Origin of the sequence: Segatella maculosa OT 289 (assembly GCF_000243015.1) — a bacterium.
GTDB classification, from domain to species: Bacteria; Bacteroidota; Bacteroidia; order Bacteroidales; family Bacteroidaceae; genus Prevotella; species Prevotella maculosa.
On record NZ_JH594502.1, the window covers coordinates 396,116 to 422,542 of the forward strand.

General features: G+C 48.8%; 20 protein-coding genes. 11 read left to right on the top strand and 9 right to left on the bottom strand.

The genetic code is table 11. The features are described 5' to 3' along the window. Positions 1–180 precede the first annotated feature (180 nt). From metH to HMPREF9944_RS05820, 3 genes are read right to left on the bottom strand one after another with little or no spacing between them, the layout of a single operon-like run. Positions 181–2,946 (bottom strand): methionine synthase, encoded by a 2,766-nt coding sequence (gene metH, locus HMPREF9944_RS05810; RefSeq protein WP_008565115.1) that lies wholly within the window; start codon positions 2,944–2,946, stop codon positions 181–183. 37 nt (positions 2,947–2,983) lie between these two features. Beyond that, positions 2,984–3,463: an SsrA-binding protein SmpB gene (gene smpB, locus HMPREF9944_RS05815; RefSeq protein ID WP_008565116.1), complete on the bottom strand. Its 480-nt coding sequence runs from the start codon at positions 3,461–3,463 to the stop codon at positions 2,984–2,986. Then, positions 3,456–3,965, bottom strand: coding sequence for a DMP19 family protein (locus HMPREF9944_RS05820; RefSeq protein WP_008565117.1), 510 nt, complete (start codon positions 3,963–3,965; stop codon positions 3,456–3,458). Before HMPREF9944_RS05820 ends, smpB begins: the two co-directional genes overlap by 8 nt. Before the next feature lie 78 nt (positions 3,966–4,043). Here HMPREF9944_RS05820 and HMPREF9944_RS05825 point away from each other — a divergent pair, with 78 nt between their 5' ends. The 7 genes from HMPREF9944_RS05825 to HMPREF9944_RS05855 all read left to right on the top strand — a co-directional run bounded on the left by HMPREF9944_RS05825 (position 4,044) and on the right by HMPREF9944_RS05855 (position 12,741). Then, the gene (locus HMPREF9944_RS05825) at positions 4,044–4,988 is read left to right on the top strand and encodes a glycosyltransferase (RefSeq protein WP_244861120.1); all 945 of its coding nucleotides are present in this window, start codon (positions 4,044–4,046) and stop codon (positions 4,986–4,988) included. A 588-nt stretch (positions 4,989–5,576) separates the two neighbouring features. Then, complete coding sequence (locus tag HMPREF9944_RS05830) at positions 5,577–6,554, top strand: glycosyltransferase family 2 protein (RefSeq protein ID WP_155814624.1); 978 nt, start codon at positions 5,577–5,579, stop codon at positions 6,552–6,554. Continuing rightward, positions 6,551–7,645 (top strand): glycosyltransferase family protein, encoded by a 1,095-nt coding sequence (locus HMPREF9944_RS05835; protein WP_008565123.1) that lies wholly within the window; start codon positions 6,551–6,553, stop codon positions 7,643–7,645. Before HMPREF9944_RS05830 ends, HMPREF9944_RS05835 begins: the two co-directional genes overlap by 4 nt. Next, a complete protein-coding gene (locus HMPREF9944_RS05840) occupies positions 7,623–9,290 on the top strand; it encodes a bifunctional metallophosphatase/5'-nucleotidase (RefSeq protein ID WP_008565124.1) in 1,668 nt (555 codons plus the stop codon). The genes HMPREF9944_RS05835 and HMPREF9944_RS05840 overlap by 23 nt, the downstream gene beginning before the upstream one ends. A gap of 543 nt (positions 9,291–9,833) precedes the next feature. Beyond that, positions 9,834–10,226, top strand: a complete 393-nt coding sequence (locus HMPREF9944_RS05845) for a DUF1573 domain-containing protein (RefSeq protein ID WP_008565125.1) — start codon at positions 9,834–9,836, stop codon at positions 10,224–10,226. Further along, the gene (locus tag HMPREF9944_RS05850) at positions 10,226–11,002 is read left to right on the top strand and encodes an EFR1 family ferrodoxin (protein WP_008565126.1); all 777 of its coding nucleotides are present in this window, start codon (positions 10,226–10,228) and stop codon (positions 11,000–11,002) included. The genes HMPREF9944_RS05845 and HMPREF9944_RS05850 overlap by 1 nt, the downstream gene beginning before the upstream one ends. A gap of 32 nt (positions 11,003–11,034) precedes the next feature. Continuing rightward, positions 11,035–12,741, top strand: a complete 1,707-nt coding sequence (locus HMPREF9944_RS05855; protein ID WP_008565127.1) for a M6 family metalloprotease domain-containing protein — start codon at positions 11,035–11,037, stop codon at positions 12,739–12,741. A gap of 643 nt (positions 12,742–13,384) precedes the next feature. Here the strand turns inward: HMPREF9944_RS05855 and HMPREF9944_RS05860 are convergent. The 5 genes from HMPREF9944_RS05860 to HMPREF9944_RS05880 form a co-directional block, all read right to left on the bottom strand. Then, complete coding sequence (locus HMPREF9944_RS05860) at positions 13,385–14,029, bottom strand: response regulator transcription factor (RefSeq protein WP_044113404.1); 645 nt, start codon at positions 14,027–14,029, stop codon at positions 13,385–13,387. A 10-nt stretch (positions 14,030–14,039) separates the two neighbouring features. Next, entirely contained in the window at positions 14,040–15,305 is a 1,266-nt protein-coding gene (gene cls / locus HMPREF9944_RS05865; protein ID WP_008565130.1) for a cardiolipin synthase, read from the bottom strand. A 24-nt stretch (positions 15,306–15,329) separates the two neighbouring features. Next, positions 15,330–16,307, bottom strand: a complete 978-nt coding sequence (locus HMPREF9944_RS05870; RefSeq protein WP_008565132.1) for a KpsF/GutQ family sugar-phosphate isomerase — start codon at positions 16,305–16,307, stop codon at positions 15,330–15,332. A gap of 2 nt (positions 16,308–16,309) precedes the next feature. Continuing rightward, positions 16,310–17,062, bottom strand: coding sequence for a 3-deoxy-8-phosphooctulonate synthase (kdsA, locus tag HMPREF9944_RS05875; protein ID WP_008565134.1), 753 nt, complete (start codon positions 17,060–17,062; stop codon positions 16,310–16,312). Between the two features lie 108 nt (positions 17,063–17,170). Further along, positions 17,171–19,549, bottom strand: coding sequence for a mechanosensitive ion channel family protein (locus HMPREF9944_RS05880; RefSeq protein WP_008565136.1), 2,379 nt, complete (start codon positions 19,547–19,549; stop codon positions 17,171–17,173). Positions 19,550–19,695: 146 nt separating this feature from the next. Between HMPREF9944_RS05880 and HMPREF9944_RS05885 the strand changes: the two genes are divergently transcribed. Continuing rightward, on the top strand, positions 19,696–20,544 hold the full coding sequence (locus HMPREF9944_RS05885; RefSeq protein WP_008565138.1) for an ATPase: 849 nt from the start codon (positions 19,696–19,698) through the stop codon (positions 20,542–20,544). A 213-nt stretch (positions 20,545–20,757) separates the two neighbouring features. Here HMPREF9944_RS05885 and HMPREF9944_RS12965 read toward each other — a convergent pair whose 3' ends face one another. Further along, positions 20,758–21,111 (bottom strand): hypothetical protein, encoded by a 354-nt coding sequence (locus tag HMPREF9944_RS12965; protein WP_008565139.1) that lies wholly within the window; start codon positions 21,109–21,111, stop codon positions 20,758–20,760. 187 nt (positions 21,112–21,298) lie between these two features. On the opposite strand from HMPREF9944_RS12965, the gene HMPREF9944_RS05890 reads away from it, so the two are divergent. The 3 genes from HMPREF9944_RS05890 to HMPREF9944_RS05900 all read left to right on the top strand — a co-directional run bounded on the left by HMPREF9944_RS05890 (position 21,299) and on the right by HMPREF9944_RS05900 (position 26,409). After that, positions 21,299–21,844: an RNA polymerase sigma-70 factor gene (locus tag HMPREF9944_RS05890; RefSeq protein ID WP_008565140.1), complete on the top strand. Its 546-nt coding sequence runs from the start codon at positions 21,299–21,301 to the stop codon at positions 21,842–21,844. A 49-nt stretch (positions 21,845–21,893) separates the two neighbouring features. Continuing rightward, complete coding sequence (locus HMPREF9944_RS05895) at positions 21,894–22,871, top strand: FecR family protein (protein ID WP_008565141.1); 978 nt, start codon at positions 21,894–21,896, stop codon at positions 22,869–22,871. 187 nt (positions 22,872–23,058) lie between these two features. Further along, on the top strand, positions 23,059–26,409 hold the full coding sequence (locus HMPREF9944_RS05900) for a SusC/RagA family TonB-linked outer membrane protein (RefSeq protein WP_008565142.1): 3,351 nt from the start codon (positions 23,059–23,061) through the stop codon (positions 26,407–26,409). Positions 26,410–26,427 lie beyond the last annotated feature (18 nt).

A 26,427-nucleotide genomic window follows, 5' to 3' on the forward strand; every position in this document is an offset into this window, starting at 1 on the left:
GTGTGTGTGTGTGTGTTAGCAAATTATTTGGATTAACCAAATAATAAGCGTTAAAAGATGCAGAGAAATCAAAGTTTCTTTGCATCACCGTACACATCTTATTATCGTTGATTGAAAATATCATCTCGGCGGCAAAGGTAAGGCTTTATTTTGAAACAACCAAAGAATTGAACCATGAATTTATGAAAACAGGTCGAGCTTGTTCTTGCGAGCCTCTTCCAAGGACAGGAGTTTCTGTTGCTCTTGGTTATAGCCTTCGCGCAGGTCGGCATACTTCGCATTCAGGTCGTTGGTCAACGTTTGTCGCTCAGCGTCGTTCAGCAGTTTGGCCGCAATCAGTGCGTTCTGTGAGGCATCTTTCATCCAAACCACAGGGCCGCCGTAGACGGGGGCTATTTTCAAGGCCACATGGAGCTGGCTTGTCGTAGCACCACCAATCATAATCGGAATGTCAAGCCCTGCTTTCTTCATCTCCTTGGCCACGTTGACCATCTCTTCCAGCGACGGGGTTATCAGTCCGCTAAGGCCTATCATGTCGGCCTTTTCAGCGATGGCTTTTCTCACGATCTGCTCCGCGGGCACCATTACGCCGAGGTCTATCACGTCATAGTTGTTGCAGGCCATCACCACGCCCACGATGTTCTTCCCGATGTCGTGCACATCGCCCTTCACCGTGGCTAAGACAATCTTGCCGGCCTTGTAGGAATCTCCGGTCTTCTCGGCCTCGATGTGGGGTTGGAGAATGGCCACGGCTTGCTTCATGGTGCGTGCCGTCTTCACCACCTGCGGCAAGAACATCTTTCCTTCGCCAAAGAGCTCGCCCACCTCGTTCATTCCGTCCATCAGCGGTCCCTCGATGATGTTCACGGCATGGGGATATTGCCGCAAGGCTTCGGCAAGGTCTTCTTCCATGTAGTTGCCGATACCTTTCCTCAATGCGTAAGCCAGCCGCTTGTCTACAGGTTGTTCCCGCCAAGCTTCGTGTTGTTCAGCATTACTGCTCCCAACGGAGGTCCCGTTTGCCTTGGCTTCCTCCGCTTCGGCCTTGATGCGGCCAGCCAATTCGATGAGTTCTTCGGCCGCACCCGGCTTTCTGTTTAAGACAACGTCTTCGATGATGCGCAGCCGGTCGGCAGGAATATCGGCATAGGTCACCTTTGTTGCCGGGTTCACGATACCGAAGTCCATTCCCTCGTGTATGGCATGGTAGAGGAACACGGCGTGCATGGCCTCGCGGATATAGTCGTTTCCGCGGAAAGAGAACGAGAGGTTGCTGACACCGCCGCTGATGTGCGCTCCCGGCAGATGCTGCTTTATCCACGCCGTGGCCTTGATGAAGTCGACGGCGTAGTTGTCGTGCTCCTCAATACCGGTCGCAATGGAAAGTATGTTCGGGTCGAAGATGATGTCGAGTGGGTTGAAGCCCACCTTATCGACAAGGATACGGTAGGCCCTTTCTGCAATTTCTATCTTGCGTTCGTAGGTCGTAGCCTGTCCTGTTTCGTCGAAACACATCACCACGATGGCTGCCCCATATCGCTTGGCATCGCGGGCATGACAGACGAACTCGGCCTCTCCGTTCTTCAACGAGATGGAGTTGATGATGCACTTTCCCTGCATACACTTCAGTCCGGCCGTGATAACGTCCCACTTACTGGAGTCGATCATGACCGGGACTTTGGCGACATCGGGCTCGGAGGCAATCAGATTGAGAAAGTTCACCATCTCCGTTCGGGCATCGAGCAGGCCGTCGTCCATGTTGACATCAATCACTAAGGCCCCGTCGGTCACCTGTTTTCGGGCAATGGTCAGGGCCTCTTCGTAGTTCTTTTCTTTGATCAGGCGCAGGAACTTCTTGCTTCCTGCCACGTTGCAACGTTCACCGACGTTCACGAAACGCACTTCCTTGCTGACCTCTAACAGCTCAAGTCCGCTCAACCACATGCTTTCGGGCTTCTCAATCGGTTGACGGGACGGCTTTCCTTCGGCCATTTCGGTGTATCGCCGTATAAATTCATCGGTCGTTCCACAGCAACCTCCCACGATGTTCACCAAGCCTTCGTCCATGAATTCGGCGATTTGCGGCGACATGCTCTCGGCAGTTTCGTCATATTGCCCCATGGAATTAGGAAGCCCCGCATTGGGGTAAGCGGATATATAATAAGGTGATTTCTTGCCGAGTTCTTTCAGATAAGGTTTCATCTGATGTGCTCCGAAAGAACAGTTCAGGCCCACGGAGAAGACGGGATAGCTGCTGATGCTGCCCAAGAAAGCCTCTAATGTCTGCCCACTCAATGTCCTACCGGCCAAATCGCTGACGGTGACGCTCAACATGATGGGCAAGTCGAGCCCACGTTGCTCCATCAGCGAAACAGCGACGTCTATCGCGACCTTGGCATTCAAGGTGTCAAAAATCGTTTCAATGAGCAAGGCGTCGACTCCGCCGTCTAATAGTCCCCTTATCTGCTCTTCATAGGCCGCAAAAAGCGCGTCGTATGTCAGGTCGCGTGCTGCAGGATCGCTCACATCGGGGCTCATCGAGCAAGTCTTGTTCGTTGGTCCTACGGCCCCGGCCACAAAGCGTGGCTTCTCTTCCGTGGTCAATTCGTCGGCAGCCTGACGGGCTAAGCGGGCCCCTTCATAGGAAAGTTCATAGCAAATGTCCTGCAATCCATAGTCAGCCTGCGAGATGCTTTGTGCCGAAAAGGTGTTGGTTTCGATGATATCTGCCCCGGCTGCCAAGTAGCGTCGGTGAATATCAAGGACCACATCGGGCCGTGTCAGGCAAAGCAAGTCATTGTTTCCTTTCATTTGCCGGCCGTCTTCCTGCTTGAAGCGCAGCCCCCGGAAGTCGCTTTCTGATAGATGATAAGACTGAACCATTGTGCCCATGGCACCGTCTAATATCAATATTCTCTCCTTAACGAGCTCTCGTAGTCCTTTCATATTCAAGCAATGGGATATAAAAAGCGCTTCTAACGGCTTAGAAGTGCTTCATTGCGCGGTCCATTTCACGCTTGTCTTGTTTCTCACGCAGGGTCTGACGCTTGTCAAACTCCTTCTTTCCTTTCGCCAAAGCGATATCAACCTTAGCCCGTCCATGAGGGTCTATGAAAATCAATGTCGGCACAATCGTGAAGCCCACTTGCTTGGCATCCTCCTCTAATTTGCGGAGTTCGCGCTTGGTCAGCAGCAGTTTGCGGTCGCGTTTAGCCTCGTGATTGCTGTATGAACCATAGAAATAGGGGCTGATATTCATGCCCTTCACCCACAGTTCGCCTTTGTAGAACACGCAGAATGCGTCCACCAGCGAGGCTTTCCCGTTGCGAATGCTCTTGATTTCGGTTCCCGTCAGCACGATACCGGCCGTATAAGTGTCGATAAAGAGATATTCAAACGACGCTTTCTTGTTCCTTATCCTGACAGGACTCTTCTTTCTGCGTTCTTGTTCCTCTTTATTCATGCGTTATCGTTGCAAAATTCTCAATGTGTTCATCAATGTAATGGGCAATCTTACCGGTGAACTGCTCTTCATTCTCTATGAACTTATCATCGAATTCGTCGAATTCGGGATACTTCTCAAACATGGCCATGAACTCATCATCGGTGCAATCGCGTTCGATTTCCTCGTGGTATTTTGCGTAAAGGCGATGACTCTTGTTAATGATTTGGTAAAGTTCCTGAATGCCCCACTGGCGGAATGCCTTGCCAGTTGGGTTCTTATAGATGAAAGCTCCCAGTCCGTTGTGGATCAGTTGCACGAATCCGCCGTCCATCACCTCTTCGTGGAGATAGTGATAGGCCAAAAGCGTGATTTGATCGGCATTCAATTCGGCCATATTATGGCTGTTCAGACTGCCGCCGATGGCCGTTGTTATCGCATCGACGAACACACCTACGAATGCATCCATGCCCTTTTCGGCCGCTTGTTGCAGTAGCCGGTCGTTGATTTTTACTTCTTTCATCATCTGTTTATGGTTGCAAAAATAGCAAATTTAACCGAAAACACAAAGTTCTTCCTTTTTTTTATTACTTTTGCAGCCATGAAACTATCGGTCATCATTCCCGTATTCAATACCGAAGACACACTGGCAAGATGTCTCGACTCGGTCATTGGGCAGCAGATTGCAGGCATGGAGATTGTCTTGGTTGACGATGGTTCGACGGACAACAGCCCGAACATTTGCAGTATCTACGCCAAAGAGCATGCGAACATCAGCCTTTTGCATCAGCCCAACAAGGGATTGAGCGAGGCCCGCAATGCCGGACTGCGGATTGCCCGTGGGGATTATGTGACGTTTGTCGATAGTGATGACGATTTGCCCCCCGGCACTTACCGCGCCTTGATGGCAAAGCTGACGGCCCGACCCGACATCGATTTCTTGGAATATCCGGTCGAAAGGCGAGGCGGAACAACGCCTTTCCGACTGCAATTGACTGACCGTGTGTATACCGATTGGCAGACTTATTGGTTGAAAACGCAGGCCTATACGCACGCCTATGCATGGAACAAGATTTTCAGAAAGGCACTGTTCGAACAAGAAATGTTCAAGCCGGGCATCGTGTTTGAGGACTTGGAACTGATGTCGCGGCTGTTGTTCCGTTGCCATTGCATCGTGACTACCGCGCAAGGTTGCTATCATTATCGGTTCAATCCGCATGGACTGACGGCTTCGGCGGGTGCCCTGCAAATGGAAACCATGCTCCGTTCGCATCGTGAAATCATGAAACGGTGTTGCGATTCCGACTATTTCGGACACGTGCTCAACATTCAATTGGATGTCTACAGGCTGGGAGGGCCCCTCTTGCTGGCTGAAGGAATGCCTTATAAAGGTGGCCTGAAGCCGACATTGTATCGTCTTTTCGGACTTAAAAGCCTGTGCATTGTCCACAAATGGTTTTGGAAAATCAGGAGGATATGGGCCTCGAAGGGATGCAAGGTCTGCGCCTCCGGCCAACGCAGAACAAGAGAAAGCGTGAGCGAGTAGCCGAGTTGCTGGCCCGTTTGAGTGAACGTACGGACCGTGCGTCCCTACACAGCTTCTCGATATTCTGCAAGTGCGAGACCCTTTTCCGTGAAAAAGGTGGAAAGGGGCATTGTGATAGTTTAACAAAGTTTTCTGAAAAGCGGACAAAACAAAAAGACATCGATTACTGATAAACGCCATTTCGCTTTCTTGTTTCAATCATTTTACACCTTAAAGTAGGTCATATCGGCTGGCAATATGCCTCATTTCGCCACGCAATATGATAGATTTTGGCGTGCGAAATAGTATGCGTTTGCAGCCATTTTCAACCATTTTGCATGCCGTTGTATGCTTATCTACAAGAAAAGGGAACGCATTTTCATGCATTCCCCAACACAAAGATAATGATTTTTGCAGCCGAAAGCAAATCCGTTATGAATTTAATTGACAAGAATAGCCCCAAATATAGCGGCCATGAATGATGAATATCAGCTTGCCATTCGCTTTATCTTTTGCGACTTTTGCTGCGGATTGGTTTCTGAACGACAAAATAAACGGCGTTATTCTTGGTTGGTGAGGGATTTATGCGTAAATTTGTTGGGATTAAAAATGATGATGCTTCGCCCACAAAATACACCAGACAGGCCTTTGGTCAGTTTCATTATCACGACGTTCAACACCGAACCGACGATGCTTCGCTGCTGTATCGACAGCATACGTAGCCTGTCGTTCGGCGGTGAAAGGCGTGAGATTATTGTCATAGACGACGGAAGCGACCGGCCGGCCATCAACGAATTGCTCGATATCAGCGACGATATCATCTATCTGCGGCAGCGCAATCAGGGCATAAGTGTGGCGCGTAACCGTGGAACGGACATGGCAAGCGGCCGCTATATCCAATTTGTCGACAGCGACGACAGCCTGCTTCGCCCGGCATACGAGCATTGTTTGGACGTGGCACGCCGGCTTCAGCCAGACATGGTCGGCTTTGCTTTCACGCATCGGCAGTGCGCCTCCGTGCAGGAAGACGTGAACGGGCCGTTCGATGGCGCGGATTACATGCTTCGGCACAGCATCAAGGGAGCCGCTTGGGGCTATCTGTTCAAGAAAGAGTTGTTGAACGGGCTGCGTTTCCGGCCCGACTTCGACCGCTATGCCGAGGACGAAGAATTCACGGCTCTGCTGGTTCTCCGTGCCAAACGACTCTTTACGACCTCGGCAAAGGCTTATTTCTATCGGCAGCACCCGCACTCTGTCATTCATCATTTCGGCAAACGGAACCTCGTTAAAAGGCAGGTGAATACCGAACGGGCCGTCCGTCATTTGCAGGAAAGGCTCGCTTCTTTGCCAAACCCTGAGCGGCTGGCCCTGCAACGCCGCATTGCGCAACTTTCAATGGACTATCTTTACAACACGGCACGCCTGACGCACAGCCTTATGCGGCTGAACAAGGCTTGCGAAAGGCTTAGGGCGCACGGACTGTTCCCACTCCCCGAGCAGGAATACACGCGAAAATACGCGCTGTTCCGCCGATTGTGCAACACGAAGTGGGGACGTGGAATCATTATTGCAGCGACTTTCAGATGAGAATACTCTTGTTGGGCGAATACAGTAACGTGCATGCAACCTTGGCAAAAGGGCTGCGTAGACTGGGACATCGGGTGACGGTGGTCTCTAACGGAGACTTCTGGAAAGACTATCCGCGGGACATCGACGTCAGCAGGCACGGAACGTTCGGGGGATTGCGGCTGTATCTGCGCCTGCTTTCGCTGCTGCCGAGGCTCAGGGGCTATGACATCGTGCAACTCATCAACCCGATGTTCTTCGAAATCAAGGCCGAACGGCTCTACTTCTTCTATCATTATCTGAGGCGAAACAACCGCCGCGTCGTCCTTGGTGGCTTCGGCATGGACTATTATTGGGTGCACGAGTGCATCACGCGCTTTCCGTTGCGCTACAGCGACTTCAATTTCGGCACCGAAATCCGCCAAGACCGCGAGGCACAAAAGTACATTCGGGACTGGATTGCTACGCCGAAGGGCGACTTATGCCAATATATTGCAAACGATTGCGACAAAATCATCACCGGACTCTACGAATATTGGGCCTGCTACAAGCCCGTTTTCCCCGACAAAACGGCCTATTGTCCTTTCCCGATCGTGCCGCGTGACAATCCGCCGCGCCCGTTCGACGGCACATTGCGCCTCTTCCTCGGCATCAATCGCGAGCGAAGTGCCTACAAAGGTACGGACATCATGCTGAAAGCGGCGCAAAGAATAGCGGCCGAATACCCCGGAAAGGTAGATCTCAAGCTGGCAGAAAGCCTCCCCTTCGCAGCCTACACGCAATGCATGGACCATGCCGACGCTATCCTCGACCAGCTCTACAGCTACACGCCCGCCATGAACGCCTTGGAAGCAATGGCTCGCGGACTGATTTGCATCGGTGGGGGAGAGGAGGAACATTACGCGTTGTTGCAGGAAGAAACGCTACGACCAATCGTCAACGTCAGACCGAGCGAAGCCGACGTCTGCCGGGCTTTGCGGCGATTGCTGGCCCGTCCCGAACGCATCGACGTGCTGAAGCGGGAAAGCATGCTTTACGTCCGGCGGCATCACGACTACCTGAAAGTCGCACGACGCTATATCGAAATCTATGAAGCCCTTCTTCGACATTAAAATCCTCCACACGACCGACGTGCACGGCTGCTTTTTCCCCTTCGACTTCATCGAACGGAAGCCCTGCAGCGGCTCCATGGCGCGCGTCTCCTCCTACGTCAAAAGGCTACGCAAGAAGTATGGCAGGCGACTGCTGCTCGTCGACGGCGGAGATGTGCTGCAAGGACAGCCCGCCTGCTACTACTCCAACTACATAGACCCGTCGCTGCCCAACGTAGCCGCCGAGGTATTGAACTACATGCGCTACGACGTTCAGACGATAGGCAACCACGACATCGAGACAGGCCGTGCCGTTTACGACAAATACGTGGGCGAGGTCCACTGCGAAGTCCTTGCGGCCAACGTTGTCGACACGGCCACATTGCAGTCCCGTTTCAAGCCTTATGCCATTCGCGAAGTCCACGGAACGCGCATAGCCTTCATCGGAATGCTCACCCCGACAATCCCTTATTGGCTCCACGAAACGCTGTGGCAGGGCATGACATTCCTCGACATCGTCGCGACGACACGCAAATGGGTCGCCCACGTCCGCCAAACGGAGCAGGCAGACGTTGTCGTCGGCCTCTTCCATTCGGGCTTCGAAGGCGGCATCGCAGGCAACACGGGCAACGAGAACGCCGCGCTCGAGACGGCAAGAAGCGTCGCCGGCATCGATCTCATACTCTGCGGGCACGACCATCGCCTGCGAAAAGCAACCGTATCCGCAGGCGGAAAGCACATCGACGTCATCAACCCCTCGAGCAACGCCCATTACCTGAGCGAAAGCACGCTCCACATGGCACGCGACGCGCACGGCCGCTCACGCCTGACCAGCATCGACACGCAGCTCATCTGCATGGACAACGAACCCGTCGACGCAGACTTCATGCGCCGTTTCGCCCCCACCATAACGCAAGTGCGCCGCTACGCCGACCGCGAAATAGGAAGCCTCGCCCGCACACTCCGCACCCGCGACTGCTTCTTCGGCCCCGCACCCTTCAACAGCCTCATACACGACATACAACTCGACTACACCAAGGCCGACATCTCGCTCAACGCGCCCCTGAAGTTCGACGTCTGCATTCCCAAAGGCCCCGTCCGCGTCAGCGACCTCTTCAACCTCTACACCTACGAGAACCAACTTTACGTCCTCCGCATGACGGGCCAAGAAATCCGCTCACTGCTCGAACTGAGCTACGACCAATGGATTGCCACCATGCGCTCGCCCCGAGACCACATCATGCTCATGCAGCAAGCGCCCGACGGACAGTGGCACTGGCGCAACCTCGCCTTCAACTTCGACACCGCCGCCGGCATCGACTACGAAGTCAACGTCGCCCGCCCCCACGGCAGCCGGATAAACATTCTCCGCCTCTCTTCCGGCCGCCCATTCGCCGACGAAGCCCACTACCGCGTGGCCATGAACAGCTACCGCGGCAACGGCGGCGGCGAACTGCTCACGCGCGGTGCCGGCATTCCCTTAGCCGAAATCCCGAGCCGCATCGAAAGCATCAGTCCCGAAGACCAGCGAACCATCATCATGGCCTACATCGAACGTCTTCACACAATCCCTGCCACGACCCACCACAACTGGCGCTTCGTCCCCGAGTCCCTGGCCCTCCCGGCCTTAGCACGCGACCGCCGCCTGCTCTTCCCGCCATTCTGACCCCTGTTTCCCCTTTCCTTTCTTATTAGAACGGGAGAAAAAGAACCGCTCTCCCGTATGTTCCAAAATTTACGTCCCTATCTTCTGTGATTTACAACCGGACGGAAACGTATTTCCATCCGTATGTCCCGTGATTTACATCCGTATCTAATCGGATTATCTCCACGGTGATAAGACCTTATCTCCATGGTGATAAAACCTTATCACCATGGTGATAAACATTTATCTCCATGGTGATAATCCGATTAGATACAGATGTAAATGGTAAAAGATACGGATGTAAATACGTTTCCGTCCGGTTGCAAATCATAAAAGATATACACCTAAATCATAAAAGATGCGGTTGTAAATCACAGAAGAAGCCTGTCTGAGAAAATTTATATACCTATTTAAATAGGTTCATATCCTCATGTAAAAGCGCTTTCATACCTATTTTAAAACGTTTGCAACGGCTTGTTCTGAAAAAAAATCCGGCGAAAAAGGGCGAGTATTCAAAATACTTTATTACTTTTGCCTTTGATTTATCAAAAGAAAGGAACGAAAATGAAGAAGTTATTAACGATTGCATTCATGCTTACGACCATTCTCACGGCGGCCTACGGCCAGAAACAGGCAGAGATAAAGTTCGATAAAGTGACGCAAGACCTTGGGACGTTCTCCGAGAGCAATCCCGTTCAGGAGGCTACGTTCGTGTTCACCAACGTGGGCGATGCGCCGTTGGTCATCAATCAGGCTATCGCCAGCTGCGGCTGCACTGTTCCCACCTACACCAAGACGCCCGTTCAGCCGGGACAGAAGGGGCAGGTGAAGGTGACGTACAACGGCGAGGGCAAGTTTCCCGGCCATTTCAAGAAGAGCGTCACCGTGCGCACGAATGCCAAGACCGAGATGACGAGACTCTATGTGGAGGGCGTGATGACGGAGAAGAAGAAATAATGATCTTCTATTTCTCGGGAACAGGAAACTCGAAGTGGGCGGCCTTGCGGCTGGCCCGGGCAACGGGAGAGACGGCGCGTTTCATCCCGACCGCAATGAAAGACCAATGCGCTTATACCTTGAAGACGGCTGAGCGCATTGGCTTTGTTTTTCCGGTGCATGGCTGGCGTCCGCCGCTCATTGTTCGCAGGTTTGTCCGCGGGTTGAAGCTTGACGCTGCCGACTTGCGGTCGCATTATTGCTATGCACTTTGTACGGCGGGCGACGATATCGGACTGACGATGGACTGCCTGAACGAAGACCTTGCGTGCGTGGGGCTGCAGACCGATGCGGCTTTCTCGCTGAAAATGCCCAACAGCTACGTGGGCCTTCCTTTCATGGATACGGACGGTAAGGCCGCCGAAGCAGAGAAGTTGCGGCAGGCTGCGCTACAGCTGCAGGACTATGCGGAGCGGATTGTGCGTCGGGAGAAAGGTGCTTCGCCCGTCCATCTGAGCCATTGGCCGCGTACGAACAGCCGCTTCTTGGGGGCCGTGTTTGCCAAGTGGCTCGTCACGGACAAGCCTTTCAGGGTGGACGAAGCCCGTTGCGTGAAATGTGGGATATGCGCGAACGTGTGCCCCGTGGGCAACGTTGAAGGCGGCTACAGGCTCCGTCCCCGCTGGAAGCACGACGGCTCGTGTGTCAGTTGCTTCGCCTGCTATCACCATTGCCCGCACCATGCCATTGAATATGGCTGGGCAACGCGCCGTAAAGGGCAATATTTCTTGAGATAAAACTTCACACAATAACACTAAAACAATACGATATGAAGAAAATACTACTTCTTGTTGGTTTGCTGGCAGTCGCGTTTGCGGCATCGGCAGACGATAATAGCGAGCTGCTTGTCAGAAGAAACGACGGAAAGATGGTGCCCGTTCCCGCATGGGGAAGCCCGGAAGCCCAACTGATTACGCCGCGCAAGCATCCCGATAACTTTCAAGAGCCGACGCATACAAGGGCCGTCAATCCTTCTGTGCACTATACGCCGCATACGGGTTCGCCTCGTATTCTTGTCATTCTTGCCAACTTCAAGGACCGAAAGTTCCGCGTGGAGAACCCGAAAGCCGCGTTCAACGACTTCTTTAATGCCCCGGGTGCCATTGTCAACCGCGGCAACGGCAACGACAAGAACCACGGAAGCGTGGCCCAATATTTCAAGGCTTGCAGCCGGGGTGTCTTTACGCCGGTCTTCGATGTCTATGGTCCTGTTGACCTTCCGCAGAATATGGAATACTACGGCGGAAATAATGCGAACTCCAATAATGACGAGCGGCCGGCAGAATTGGCACGCGACGCCGTTAACTTGGTGAAGACTTCGATTACAAATCCCGCGCTTTACGACTCGAACAACGACGGATACGTCGACTGTGTCTATGTTGTCTATGCTGGTTTGGGGCAGAACAACGGTGGCGGTGCCAAGACGGTGTGGGCTTGTGCAAGCAGGTTCACGGACCCATCTCTGAAATTAGGGGACAAAATATTGGGAAGGTTCAGCATCGGGGCAGAACTCTTTCCTGCTTATGCTGATGCAACCAAGACAAAAATGCAAATCAACAGCATCGGTGTCACCTGTCATGAGTTCTCCCACACCATGGGATTGCCCGACATTTATCCGACAACCAGCTCTGCATATGTGCATAATCAGGAGATGGAACTTTGGGATTTGATGGACGGTGGCGAGTATGCCGGAGACGGCGGCTTCGTTCCTATGCCTTATACGGCATGGGAAAGGCAGCAGATGAACTGGCCCCTTAACATTCAACCGCTGACGGCAAACGCCAATATAACAATGGACAAGACGGCCAATGAGGGCGGTGTGGTTTACAAAATGACCAATCCTAATGATGCCAACGAATACTTCTTGCTGGAGAACATCAAGAAGAACGGTTGGTATGGCGGTGCACCCAACGGCGGACTGTTGGTGTATAAGGTTGTTGACTACGACCCCGTTGACTTCTTCTCTCACCCGAATAACACGGCAGGCGAGCCGGGCATGGCCGTTGTTCCGGCCGACGGGCTCTGCTTCTCTTCCTATCTGAAAAAGCGTTATAACAAGTCTGAACCAAAATATAAGGAACTTAACGCGCAGGAGGAACTGAAATATCAGACGCAACTCAAGGGCGATGTGTTCCCGGGGACTGGAAGCGTGAACAAACTGAATGATATGATGGGCCTGCCCAACTTCTGTTGGTACACGGAAGGGGCCATCGACGAACGCTCTTCCTACAACACGAACTTTTTCAAAGTGAATCAGGCGCTCGAAAACATCAATGTTGCGGCCGACGGCAAGATAACCTTAAAGTATATTGCCGACTATAAGAAGCATACCACGGGCATTGATGCCATTCAAATGGATAATGTTCAGACCGATAACAGGATATTCTCGCTCGACGGAAGATATATGGGAACAGACAAAGCGCGTCTTTCAAAGGGCGTGTATATCGTCAATCACAAGAAAATCGTCGTACAGTAAAGGCATAAAAAGATAAGATTTTCGTAGCTTTATCAATGAACATAATTAACGTTTTTCAATGTTTTTATTGAAAAAAGGCGCAAAATGTTTGGTAATTCAAAAAAATATCTTATCTTTGCATACGTTATCCTGAAAACAATCTTTTTACCTTAAAGGACTAATACCTATTGAAGATTTGGAGCGGTTACCTGTGAAGGTCATCGCTTTTTTTTCGTTTAGTAAGTAGGGGACATACGGTTTGCGCGTCCGTTTAAGTGGAAATGAAAGCAAATTTGCGTGGCCGTAGGAGCGGATATATGTGCCGTGCGTCCCTACATCCATTTAAGCGAAACGCAACATAAGTCCTATTGAAAATCAATCACTTGCACCTTGCATTTCAATTCCAGCCATTTTACCGTGCAATCTCAGCCATATTAAGCGGTAAAATGGGTCATATTGCGCGGTGAAATGGCTGAGATTAGAACGTGCTATGGCTGATGTGAAAAACCGTTTGGGCGAATGTAGGGATGCACGGTCTGTACGTCCGCTCAAACGAACATGCTTTTATGCTTCTATTCCTATGGAACAGGCGCACGAGCCGTTCGTCTCTACAAATCCATCACAACCCTATTGTGTGGCAATAGGACCGAGACAGACTTTCACCTTAAATCTTATTGATGTCCACATAGCCGTGCATGACGGCATAGATGGTGAGTGCACTGACGCTTCTCATGCCGAGTTTGTCGACAATATTCTTGCGGTGGCTGATGACCGTGGTGAGACCGATGTTGAGTTGGTCGGCTATTTCCTTGTTGATGTAGCCTTGTGCAATCAGTGAAAGCACTTCGATCTCGCGGTCACTGAGCAGTTTGGCTTTCAAAGCCTTTGGCATGACGGGCAGATTTCGCCCACCTGCGTGTCCGTGCTGCTCCAATTGCAGGATAGACTTCACCAATTGCTCTTCCGAAGTGTTGATGCAAATGCTCTTAAAGCCCGTGAGTTGTGCGTTGGGGTTGGTAGATGTCGTGAGAACGAAGGTCTTGTTTTTGTGCGCAAGAAAGAAGTTTCGTTGCTCAAGCACGACCTTCAGTGCGACAAAATAGTGCATGAAGCTGTCGGGACCGGCTGCTTCCATCTCGCAGAACGTGCAGAATGTGTTGATATTCGCAATAGGCATCACGTTCAAAAGGATTGTTTTCAGTCCCATCATGGCTAACATATTGTTGTCAATGATGGCAATCTTGGGCCTGTCGCCTGTATGTTTGCCCATTGTATGAGCCTGCATCGGATTTGTTTTGTTCTCTTCCATATTGCTTTCTTTATAAGAATGGGGCCAATAGGTGGCTGAGTCGGCCGCGGAGTCGCTGCCATGGCGTGCGCCATTGCCTCCATTGCTTTTCGGTTAGGTAGAAACAATCTTTCTTTTCGCCGTCGAAGAGGTCGTCTAACTGCTGTGTGGTGCACCGATCAAGGATAACAGCGTTCTCTTCATAGTCCCAACTGAGGCTTCGGGCATTGAGATTGGCACTCCCGACAGTGCATATGCGCCCGTCTACCATGATGATTTTCGTGTGATGGAAGCCAGCTGTGTACATCCATACATGGCAACCGGCTTTCATAAGTCGGTGAGCATTGTAGAAACCGCAGTCAGGTGTCAGTGGAATATCGCTCCTTGTGCTCAGCATGATTTCCACTTTTACGCCTCTTTTTGCGGCTCCTCTCAAGGCTTTCATCAGCTTATGGTTCAGCGTAAAATACGGATTGATAATTTTGATGCTGTCTTTTGCGCGGTTGATGGCCGAGAGATAGAACCTTCGGATGATTTCATTGCTCGTCCTTGGCTCTCGGTTGACGATGCCTACACACTTGTTGTGGGCCGTCGGACACGTGTCTTGCTTCAGTCCTTTGATATAGTCGGCATCGTGTATGCCGCGGAAATATTGTGCGCCATGCACGTTTTGGCTGGACACTTTGTTCCATATACGGAGGAAGATTGCCTGCAATTGGTTCACTACATCGCCCTCGATGCGACAATGCATATCGTGCCATTCGCCCACAACCTTCGTGCCTTTGATGTAGTAGTCGGCTACGTTCATACCACCGGTGTAGGCAGTTCGGCCGTCAATGACAACGATTTTGCGGTGGTCTCTTGCAAAAACATGGTTGACCCATGGGAAGGTTATCGGGTCGAACTTATATATTTCGATGCCCGATTCGCGGATTTTTTGCAAGTGATGGGCCTTTAATGGTCGGTTATTGGAGGCGTTTCCGAAGGCATCGAACAAGGCCCTCACCTCCACACCTTCCTTGACTTTCTGTTCCAACAGGTGGAACAAGAGGCCTGCAATGGAGTCGTTACGGAAGTTGAAATACTCTAAATGAATGCTTTTCCGGGCTTGTCGGATAGCCTTGAACATGTCGTCGAACTTCTCTTGTCCGCTCATGAGCAGTGTCACGGCATTGTTATTGGTGAACGTGACGCCATGACTTCTCAAGTCTTTTGCTATTAATGAGTCGGAAGTTTGGGCAGCACAAAGCGTCGTGCAGCCAATCCATAGCCCGATAAAAAGTATAAGTTGTTTCAATCTCTCAAATCTCTTGTTTTCTGTTCACACCATGCAAGCGTAGTGATCTACTACACCTAAGAGGCGTTTCTCCTCGTCTACGACCAATACCGTGTGTATCTTGTGTTGGTTCATGATGCGTTGTATCTCGCTGATCTTGGTACTTGGCAACACAAGTTTCGGCGTTCTTGTCATAATATCGCTTACTGTATGGTCGAAGAATTTGGCTTGCCAGCGTTCCATGGCACGGCGAATGTCACCGTCGGTAATGAGTCCTATCACCTGATGGTCGTCGGTCAGGGATACACCGAGGCCGAGTTGACCTTTGCTGACGCGGATAATCGCTTCGCCCAAGTGCATCTCTTGCGGGATAATAGGCAGGTCGTTGGTGCGCATCACGTCGGCCGCGGTAGTCAAAAGCCGCTTTCCAAGCTCGCCACCCGGGTGGAACTGCGCGAAGTCTTGCGGACGGAAGTCGCGCATCTGCATCAAAGCAATCGCCAAAGCATCGCCCATAGCTAGCGCAGCGGTTGTGCTACTTGTCGGAGCAAGGTTCAATGGGCATGCTTCTTTCCTGACATAGACCCGTATATGGGCGTTGCTGTATTTGGCTAACAAGGAATTGGGGTTCCCGGTCATAGAGATGATGGGTATATTCATGTGGAGCACCATGGGAATGAAGCGCAACAACTCATCGGTCTGCCCCGAATTGCTCAGCGCCAGCACCACATCATCGGCTGTCATCACGCCCAAATCGCCATGATAGACGTCCAATGGATTGATGAAAAAGGCCGGTGTGCCCGTCGAAGCAAGTGTGGCTGCAATCTTAGCCCCGATGTTTCCGCTCTTACCTACGCCTGTCACGATGATTTTCCCATGACAGTTATACATGATTTCGACGGCTTTCGTGAAGTTATCATCAAGCTGTGGCAGGAGTTCCAAGATGGCTTGGGCTTCCTCTTTCAATGCCTGTCCGCCCCAATCGCAAACCTTTTCGAGCCTTCTTTCTATCGTTTTATCCATTTCTACAGTAGTTTCTCAATGAGTTGTTCCAGTTTTCCGAGTTCAAGCATGTTCGGTCCGTCGCTCAATCCCTTGTCGGGATCGGGGTGCACTTCAAAGAAATAGCCCGTTGCTCCAAAGGCCTTGGCAGCCAAAGCCATGGCTGGAACGAACTTGCGGTCGCCGGATGTCGAACCGTTTCCTGCTCCCGGACGCTGCACACTGTGCGTGCAATCCATGATAACCGTGGGGACTATCGCTTTCATATCAGGGATATTGCGGAAGTCGACCACCAAATTATTGTAGCCAAAGCAGTTACCCCGTTCCGTGAGCCACACTTCCTTGGCACCGCTTTCCATGGCTTTCTCGACCGGATACTTCATATCTGTCCCGCTAAGAAACTGTGCTTTCTTGATGTTGACCACCTTTCCCGTCTTTGCAGCAGCTATTAATAAGTCGGTCTGCCGACAAAGAAAGGCCGGTATCTGAAGCACATCGCACACCTTACCTGCTGCTTCTGCCTGATAACTTTCATGGATATCCGTGAGGATTTTCAGTCCGTATTTCTGCTTTATGTCGGCAAGCATCTGCAAACCTTTGTCCAATCCGGGGCCACGGAAGGCGTGGACGGACGTACGGTTGGCCTTGTCGAACGAAGATTTGAAGATGATATCAATGCCGAATCTTCGATTTAGCCTTGCCAATTCTTGGGCAACAGCATCCAATAAGGCTGCCGATTCAATGACACATGGGCCTGCAATAAATAAAGGTTGCATAATATTATCGTTTCTTGACACTTACTTGGAGATGCAAAGTTACGCAAAAAGGGAGAAAAGTGCAAACATTTCTCTCTTTTTATGCGGCTGCCAAGCTTTCGTTTCCACTTATTCTGAGGCTTCGGCAGTAGCCTTCTCGGCTTGTTCGGGCGTGGCATGAATGATGCGTACGTCGCGTTGTGGGAACGGAATCTCTATGCTGTGTTTGTTCAATGTGTCGTAAACACATTCGAGAATACGACCATCATCGATGCCTTGTGTCATGACAGAGACCCATACTAATATCTTTAATGTGATGGAACTGTCGCCAAATTCCTTCAAAATAATCTTCACGTCGCGACCCGGCTCCGTGATTTTAAGGTCGACAATGGCGTCGTGCAGCAGTTGTTTCACTTTCTTGATGTCGCTTCCATAGGCCACTCCGACTTCCAAAGCGTCGAGTTCGTAACCGTGGTTCTTGGTCATGTTCTTATAGTTTTTCGTGAACAACTGACTGTTTTGGAAGGCAATCACCGACCCGTCCACCGCTTCAACGATGGTTGATGTGTAGTTGATGGAGCTAACCCGGCCGCGCATGCCGTCGCAAATGATGTAATCACCGATCTTAACTCGGCCAGCCATGAGTGATATTCCATAGTAAATGTTCTCCAAAATGTCCTTCATAGCGAAGCCTATACCCGTTGAAAGACCACCCGAAATGACCACAAGCCAAGTGTTATCTATGTGGAAAACGGCCAGTGACACCATCAACCAAATGCCCCAAACAGCCACTTGAATGACGTTCTTTGCCATCGTATAGCGACTTGCGGCAGTGCTAAGGTCGGATTGTTCGAAGTGTATTTTGAGCAGTGCTTTCAGCGTTCGGTTGACATATGCAAAGATAAAGTAGAACGCAATGACCTCCGCTACAGAGAGAATGCTGGCAGCGAACCATTTAGTATTGATGTATTGCTCGCGGTAGATGTCCCATATCTTATCGCTTAAATTGAACACATCGGCCGCCCAATAGAGGGCCAAGAGGAATGAGATCACGGCAAGCACGGGCAATACCACCTGATAAACGAGGTGGAAGAACCATGTCTTCGTGATTTCCTTGTCGGCATAGCCCCGCTTTATAGCCCATTTCTTAATCCAACCACGCAAACATGTGATCGTCAGTATGCAGGTTAGCTGCATGATCCACCAAATCAGCAACTGCACACTGAGCAATGTATAGCCCAACCACGCGCAAATCAGCGAGCCGACAAAGACAGTCAGCGACACATAAGTATAGGTTACGTCGCTCTTGGGAATGCTCTTGTTGTCGTGACGTATGGCGAACCATTGCCAAACTGTGCAAACCAAGAGGATTGGAGACAGCACAATGTTGACCAGATTGTCGGGAACGAGAATGATGCGGAATGAAATCACGATGAACCCCATGGCCATCAGTGGCAGATAGATGCGGAATGCACTCTTGATTTGATTGCCGGTGAGGCGCAACAGTAATGAAATGAGGATTACTCCCAGCAACCATGTGTAGCTGACAAGCAGTCCGCTGGCCATGATAATGAAGTTTTGGTCGGAAAAGACAATGCGTATCAGGCCCAGAATAAGTGCCAACGTGACCACCGACGAGGTCATGATGATGCAAGTGCGCCGGGTCATGAAGGCAGGTGTACGGAACCTTTTCGGAATAAGGAACCGAACGGCTATGATATTCAGCAGCCCTGCGAGGAGTGCATAGAAGCCGATGAGGGCAAAAAGACCGATAATATACTGTGAATCCCATTGCGAGCGCACCTTGGTCTTCACGAAATACTTGGTCGAAATGGTCTCTTCGGTATCCTGAATGTTGGCACGTAGCCGGGCAAGGATATGGAAATAGTTCTCTCCGGTGTTGCTGAAGATGTGGCTTTGTATGTCCTTGTAGCGTTTGTTTGCATAGTCGTTGAGCGATTTCAGCTGGGCTTCGATGGCTTGATAGTAACCGATGTAGTCTTTGAACTGGTTGATGTTGTCGTTGAGAGTGTGGCGAATGTTCACGGCAAGTGTCAGACATACGCTCTTGTCTGTTTGTGCTTTCCGGTTCAATGCCATGACGTTCATCGTGCTCAATGAGTTGATCAAGTAGTCATAACGGGCTATTTCGGCATTGTTTTTCTCAATGAGAAGGCGGAAAGGTTGCACGTTTTGCTTGAAGTCGGCATATTGTTCAGTGGCCTCATGGCAGGCATATGCCAAGTCAAAAACATATTCTGGCTTCTGCGAATAGAGCATCAATGCGTTCTGATTGCTCTTGCCCATGATGTTGAAAAGCTTGTCGCGCACGGCCGATTGCTGCTCTCTCATGTAGCCTGATTGGCGTTCCAGCTCGGCATGATAGTTGGTTAACTCGGTGCGAAGGATAGATAATGTACTCTCAATGTTTTGTTCTTTCAGCACAGCATGTGTGGGCGAAAGGGCGAATATGGCGAGTAAGAAGAATAAGATTGACCTCTTGTTCATGTCGTTTTTATCGGTTTATTGCGCTTACAAAAGTAATAAAAAGTATAGATACGACTGGTTTCGGCTGCCGTAATTTTGAAATATTTATCATTTTCGGCCATTGTTTTCGCTTTTTATTCCTACTTTTGTCTGGCAAAACAAGCAATATGAGATTGATAGCAGACAGTGGAAGCACGAAGACCGACTGGCTTTTGACCGAAGGCAGCGTCATTTCCGCTTGGAAGACGCAGGGCATCAACCCCTGTCACCAGCAACCGGCAACGATACGGCATATCCTTCAAACCGAGTTGTTGCCTTTTTTGAAGGGTAAAATGACTCCCGAACTGCGGCTTTCCTTTTACGGAAGCGGCTGTACGGCAGGCCTTGTCCCCGGTATGACAGCCTTGTTGGCAGATGTTTTCCATCTGCCTGACGGTCAAATAGAGGTGGCCGGCGACCTCTTGGCGGCTGCCCGTGCGGTCTGTGGTCACGAAGAAGGCATCGCTTGCATACTCGGAACGGGGGCCAATAGCTGTGTTTATGACGGGCAAAACATCGTGAATAACACTCCACCCTTGGGCTATATCCTCGGCGATGAGGGTAGCGGTGCGGTGCTTGGAAAGCGTTTTTTGAATGGCATTTTCAAGGGAAGTCTTCCCCCATTTGTCCGTGATTTGTATCTGAAAGAGACCGAACAATCCTATGAAGACATCATTCATAGGGTCTATAGTGAGCCACTTGCCAATCGCTATTTGGCTTCCGTGGCCCTGTTCATCGGCCGACATCAAGATGAAAAATGCCTGCAACAGTTGGTCAAAGACAACTTTTCTGATTTCATTCGGCGCAATATTCAACCCTACGAACAACGGCTTCCTATCGGCTTTGTCGGCAGCATTGCCCATGCGTTTGCCCCGCTTCTGATTGAAGTATGCCACGAATCGGGTTACGAAGTGAGCCGTATCGAGAAGCGTCCCATAGAGGGTTTGTTGCAACGTTACTATGTTGACGGGCGTTGAACGTTGCGGTCAGGCAATAAGAAGACTTGATGAGAAAGGTGGAAAAGCCTTTGTCTGGAAACGACACTGCGTCAAAAAGAATAGAAGGTCTGCCTCTTTGCTCCCGAAGAGAGGGTGAACGAGTCTGCAAATAGATAGGAATTTCCTCTTTTAAAGGGGTAGTGGAGGTTCAAAATACAGCATCTTTGGCGTTGTTTTGCTTCGGAATAAATCTTACAAAAAGGACTTTGTATTTTGCGTGTAGCAAAATGGGGGAGGGAATTCTGCGAATTCGTGCGTTTTGTGGAGTGTTTTGTAAGTTGTTGGCCATGAGAAGGTTGCGTTGTTTGATGGACTTTTGTTTGCATTTAGGTTGCTAATAATGAGTGGCTTGTGCATCAAAAGTGGGTGAGTTACGCTTTTTAAGTGGCTTGTTTCTACTGTTTTGTCATACAATTTGGGCCGTTCTACGTTGCAAAATGGGGCATTCTGCGTGCCAGAATGGGTCGTTTTACAATGCAACCCGACTTGAATGGCGGGAAAACCGCCTTGATTTTGTTCGTAAATTTCATTTTCGTTGTTTTTCATTTTCTATTTGGCGGTCTTCAAAGATATGCTTTTTTGTGATATAAGATTTATAATTTTTTCTTGCTTCCTTTGCTGCTTTAGACTTAAAATATATCAGCAATTAATTATGGACACCAGCCTGTAGATTTGAAAAAAAATTGTATTTTTGCGGCAATGAATAGAATAATGCGAGAAAAACTATGGTGATATGACACTTGATGAATTCCGAACAGTTTTCAGAATACAATATCCTTCCGTGGCACTTTATGCTGCCAAGCTCTTGCACGACGATGATGTTGAAGACGTAGTGCAAGATGTTTTCGTTGAATTGTGGCGCAGACGTGAGCAGATAACCGAGGAAACGCATGTCCGTGCCTTTCTTTTCCGGGCTGTTTATACGCATGCGCTGAACGTATTGAAGCATCGTAGCGTCATCAATAGGTACTCCAAGGAATACCTTTGCATAGAGAAAAAGCGGTTGGCGTATTATAATCCGGCTTCTGACACGACTGCAAAGCATGTCGAAAACAAAGAACTTGGACGCTTGATAGAAGAAGCCATCGAGGAATTGCCTGACAAAAGGAGGCAAATATTCGTGATGGGCTATGTTCATGGTATCAGTAATAAAGAGATTGCAGAGATGATGCAGATTTCAATCCGCACGGTAGAGGTGCATATTTACAAAGCCCTTAAATACTTGCGTGTGCGACTTGGCTATCTGACGTCATTATTATTGTTCTTTTGTTTGCAGTAAGTCTTTTTGCGGTTTGAGTTGTATTATATATAAAAAGGTGTAAAACGTGATGAAAGAAATAAACGATAGAATCATAAAGAATTATATACTGGGTCGTTGTTCACAGGAAGAAATCGAGCAGTTGTATGAGTGGATCAATTCGAATGAGGAACATGCACTTTGGTTGTTTAGGCAAGTTGATGCTTATAAGACCGGAAGAGCGTCGCGCTTCACCAACGAACAGGCCCGGCAAAAGGCAGAAATGAATGTCCTTCGCAGGATTGGTGAAAGGCGGAAGCGGCTTTTCTTTTATCAAAAGCGTTTCCTTTATTATGCAGCTGCAGCTTTGTTGGCTTTCCTTTCTGTGACGGCCGTTTATTTCTCTCGCACAAATGTCGGGCAGATTGAAGTAAGAACGGTAGCGAAAGAGGTGAGACAAGTTGTTCTGCCCGATGGAAGTAAAGTGTGGCTGAATGAAAAAACGCGCTTGACTTACTCCAAGGTATTCGGTAATCATCAGCGTGAAGTGACCTTGGAGGGCGAAGGTTATTTCGTTGTGGCTAAAGATATGGCCCGCCCGTTCATTGTCAGAAGCGCTCATCTTACCACAAGAGTGCTCGGAACCGTCTTTAATTTCAATACGAATAGTGGGAAACGACATACCGAAGAGGTCACCCTCATCGAGGGAAAAGTGCGTGTGGAAGGCCTTCATAATGAAGGTAGCATAACACTTCGGCCGAAACAAAAGGTCGTGTTCAGCAAGAATACGAACAGTATGGAGGTCGAAGAGGCTTCTATCCCTTTGGAAACGGTGTGGCATAGTCATTTGATTCCTTTCCGTAATGCCCATATCCATGAAATTGCCGCAATCATAGAGCGACTTTATCAGACGGAAGTACGAATTCATCCTACGTTGAAAGACAACTCCACTTACTCGGGCGCTATCAGACATACGGCTACAATGGACTCGATGTTGAGGGATCTTTCTTATTCGATACCGTTCCGTTATAAGATAACTAAAGGGAAAGTAGAACTCTATGCACGGTGACGGCTCGCTTGCTCTGCTAAGAATCGATCGTTTAAGGTTGTACTTTCAGTCCTTTTCCAAGAGATAACAAAAAAAAAGATGCGGAGGGATACGTAGTCTTATGGCCTTGGTTGTTGTCTATATGAATAATAACTAAGAACATTCCGCCCTTGCGGTGGAGTCTATGTCTAATTTTACAAAATCTAACATGAAAAAAAAGAATGAAAGAATTCCTGTTCATTGTCGGGTGATTCTGCTTGCATGTTTCCTTTGTTTTTCCTTCCAAGGGGGATATGCGCAGTTGAATTTGACTTCAGGCCGTGCGAAGTTGGAAGTCGTTTTGGAGAAGATAACCTCTCAATCGGGCTATCGTTTCTTTTATAACGACGCACTGAAAGGGATCACGGTCAATGCAACCAGCGTGAAAGATGTGTCTATCAATACGCTGCTCGACAAGCTTTTCAGAGACACGGGCTTGAGTTATCGTATCTCGGGTAACGTGATTTACCTTACTTATAATAAGACGAAGCAAGAGAAAGTGAAAGAGGAGCGTCCGCAGAAGGGGCCGCGCACGGTGTCGGGAAAGGTGACCGATGAACAGGGCGAGCCTCTTATTGGCGTCAGTGTTCGTGAAAAAGTGACGGGAAAAGCAGCCATCACGGATATCAACGGTTGCTATTCAATTGTAGTGGACAATGAGAAATCGGTCTTGGAATTCACGTATATAGGCTACTCCAATCATACGGTTACGGCAAGTAATCATAGTACCATTGACGTGAAAATGAGGGAAAAGGGCAAGAACCTGAATGAAGTAGTTGTCACGGCTTTGGGTATCAAGCGTGCAGATAAGGCCTTGAGCTATAACGTACAGAAGCTGAACGCGAGCCAATTGCTGGCAGTGAAAGAGGCAAGTGTGCCCAATGCGTTGTCCGGAAAGATTGCAGGTGTTACCGTTAGTCAGGGGGCTTCGGGCATTGGAGGCTCAACCAAGGTGGTGATGCGTGGTGACAAGTCTGTTAATCCTGATGGAAACAACAATGCTTTGTATGTGCTTGATGGTATTCCCCTGCCGGATTTGTTCCCAAAACGTGCATCAAGCTCGAATGGACGATATGGTGGTGTGGACGAAGGCGATGGAATCTCGAGCATTAACATGGAAGACATTGCTGAAGTCACGGTGTTAACCGGTCCTTCTGCGGCTGCATTGTATGGTGGTCAGGCTGCCAATGGCGTTGTTATGCTTACTTCTAAGCAAGGCGGACTGAAAGATGGGAAGCCTCGCATCTCTTTTTCCCATTATTCTGATTTATATCGTCCCTTTGTCTTACCTGAATTACAAAACACATACGGCAGCCGAACGGGAGAGTTTGCCAGTTGGGGACCTAAATTGAAAGAACCTGCTGGATATAATGTGTCAGATTTCTTCAATACAGGGGTAAGTTACTCTAACAGTTTGGGGCTACAATTCGGTAATCAACAGAACAAGAGTTATATTTCTTTAGCAACTTATAATGCCCGGGGTATCATTCATAATAATAAAATGGACCGTTATAATGTTTCATATAACGGACAATACAACATAACGAACAAGCTTACTTTAGGTGCGATGTTCATGTATGTAGATAAGAAAGCTCAGAATATGTTGTCGCAAGGTGAATATTATAACCCTATCGTTCCCCTTTATCTATTCCCACGCGGTGATAATTTCAATAAATATAAGTCATACGAACGCTATGACCCTAACAGAGGTTTCGCAACTCAGTTTTGGCCGTATGGCGATCAAAAGAGAAGTTTACAGAACCCCTATTGGATTACCAATCGAAACTTTAATACCAATCATGATGAACGAATTATTTTAGGAGGAAGTTTAAAGTATGTTTTCACCAATTGGCTGAACATTACCGCTCGTTTTAGGACGGATCGGAATACGAAGACAAATGAAATTAAAAATCATGCTTCAACATTGGCATTGCTGACTTCAGGCTCAAACAAGGGTTCTTACCTTTTGGCAACAGACAAAAGTGTGCAAGATTATGGCGATATTATAGCCAGTTTCCAAAAGAATATTGCAGACTGGGGTTTTGTTGTGAATGTCGGTGGAAGTTTTAAGAATATGAGTTTCAACTATACGGCCAATTCAAATAAATTGGAATTCGGTGCACCTCTGGCTACAGTCCCCAATAAGTTTAGTCTGAACAACTTAACCCCCGAGCCTCAATACCAAGAAGGAAAAGCCATGAAGTCGCAGGCATTGTTTGCCAGTGCTTCTGTGGATTGGCGTCGGAAAATCTTTTTGGATTTTACAGGACGCAACGAATGGACTTCTCTTTTGGCAAACACCAAAAGTAAAAGTTTCTTTTATCCTTCTGTAGGGCTTTCATTTATTATTACAGAATTCGTGAAAGTGCCTAAGAGTATTCTTACTTTCTCCAAACTTCGCCTCTCATATGCCACTGTTGGTAACGTTCCTTTGTATCTGGCGGGTATCACAATACCTTCTTATCCAATTAGTCCGGGTGGTGGAGTGAGTATCAATCCCGATCTACCTATAAACAATTTGAAGTTCGAAAGAACGAAATCGTTTGAAATTGGATTGAATTCACGCTTCCTTAACAACAAGATTGGCTTTGACATCACTTATTATAACGCCAATACCTTTGACCAGCTCTTTAAATTCAGGGCACCTGAGAATAGCGGATACAGATACTTCTACGTGAATGCAGGAAAAGTAAACAATTATGGAATAGAAGCTTCTTTGGATGCAGACCTTTCTTTTGGCGAATTTAATTATTCTCCGATGCTTACTTTTACTTATAATAAGAATAAAATCGTTGAATTGGTGCGCAATATCCCTAATCCTCTTACTGGAAAGCTAATGAACATCAATCATTTTGATATGGGTGGTCTCTCTTCTTTCCGTAATTATATCAATGAGGGCGGCTCCATTGGAGACATTTATGTGAATTCTTTCGTGAAAGATGGGAATGGTTATACGTATGTTAACCCTAATACGCAACAGATGTTAACGGATAATGAGAATTTAATTCATGCGGGAAATACCAATCCTGACTTCTGTATGGGCTTTAACAACACGTTAAAGTATAAGAACTTCACGCTTTCGTTCCTTTTTGATGCTCGAATAGGAGGTAAAGTCGTTTCTTCAACACAGGCAATCCTTGATTCTTTTGGGGCATCTAAGCAGAGTGCGAAGGCAAGAGACCGTGGAGGAGTCTATGTAAACGGGGTATTAATGGATGCAGAAACCTATTATAAGCAAGTAGGAGGTGGCTCAGGTGTGCTTTCAAACTATGTTTATAGTGCCACGAATATCCGTTTAAGAGAAGCCGCTTTGTCTTATAAATTCAGTAAGCCTCTATTCCACAATATCGTCAAAGACCTTACATTATCATTGACAGCACGTAACCTGTGGATGATTTACAATAAGGCTCCGTTTGATCCGCAGCTTACCTCTTCTGTTGGAACTTATTATCAAGGGATTGATTACTTCTTGATGCCGAGCCTTAGAAGCTTTGGATTCAATGTGAGATTTTCATTATAACCTTTTAAAATACGTAAT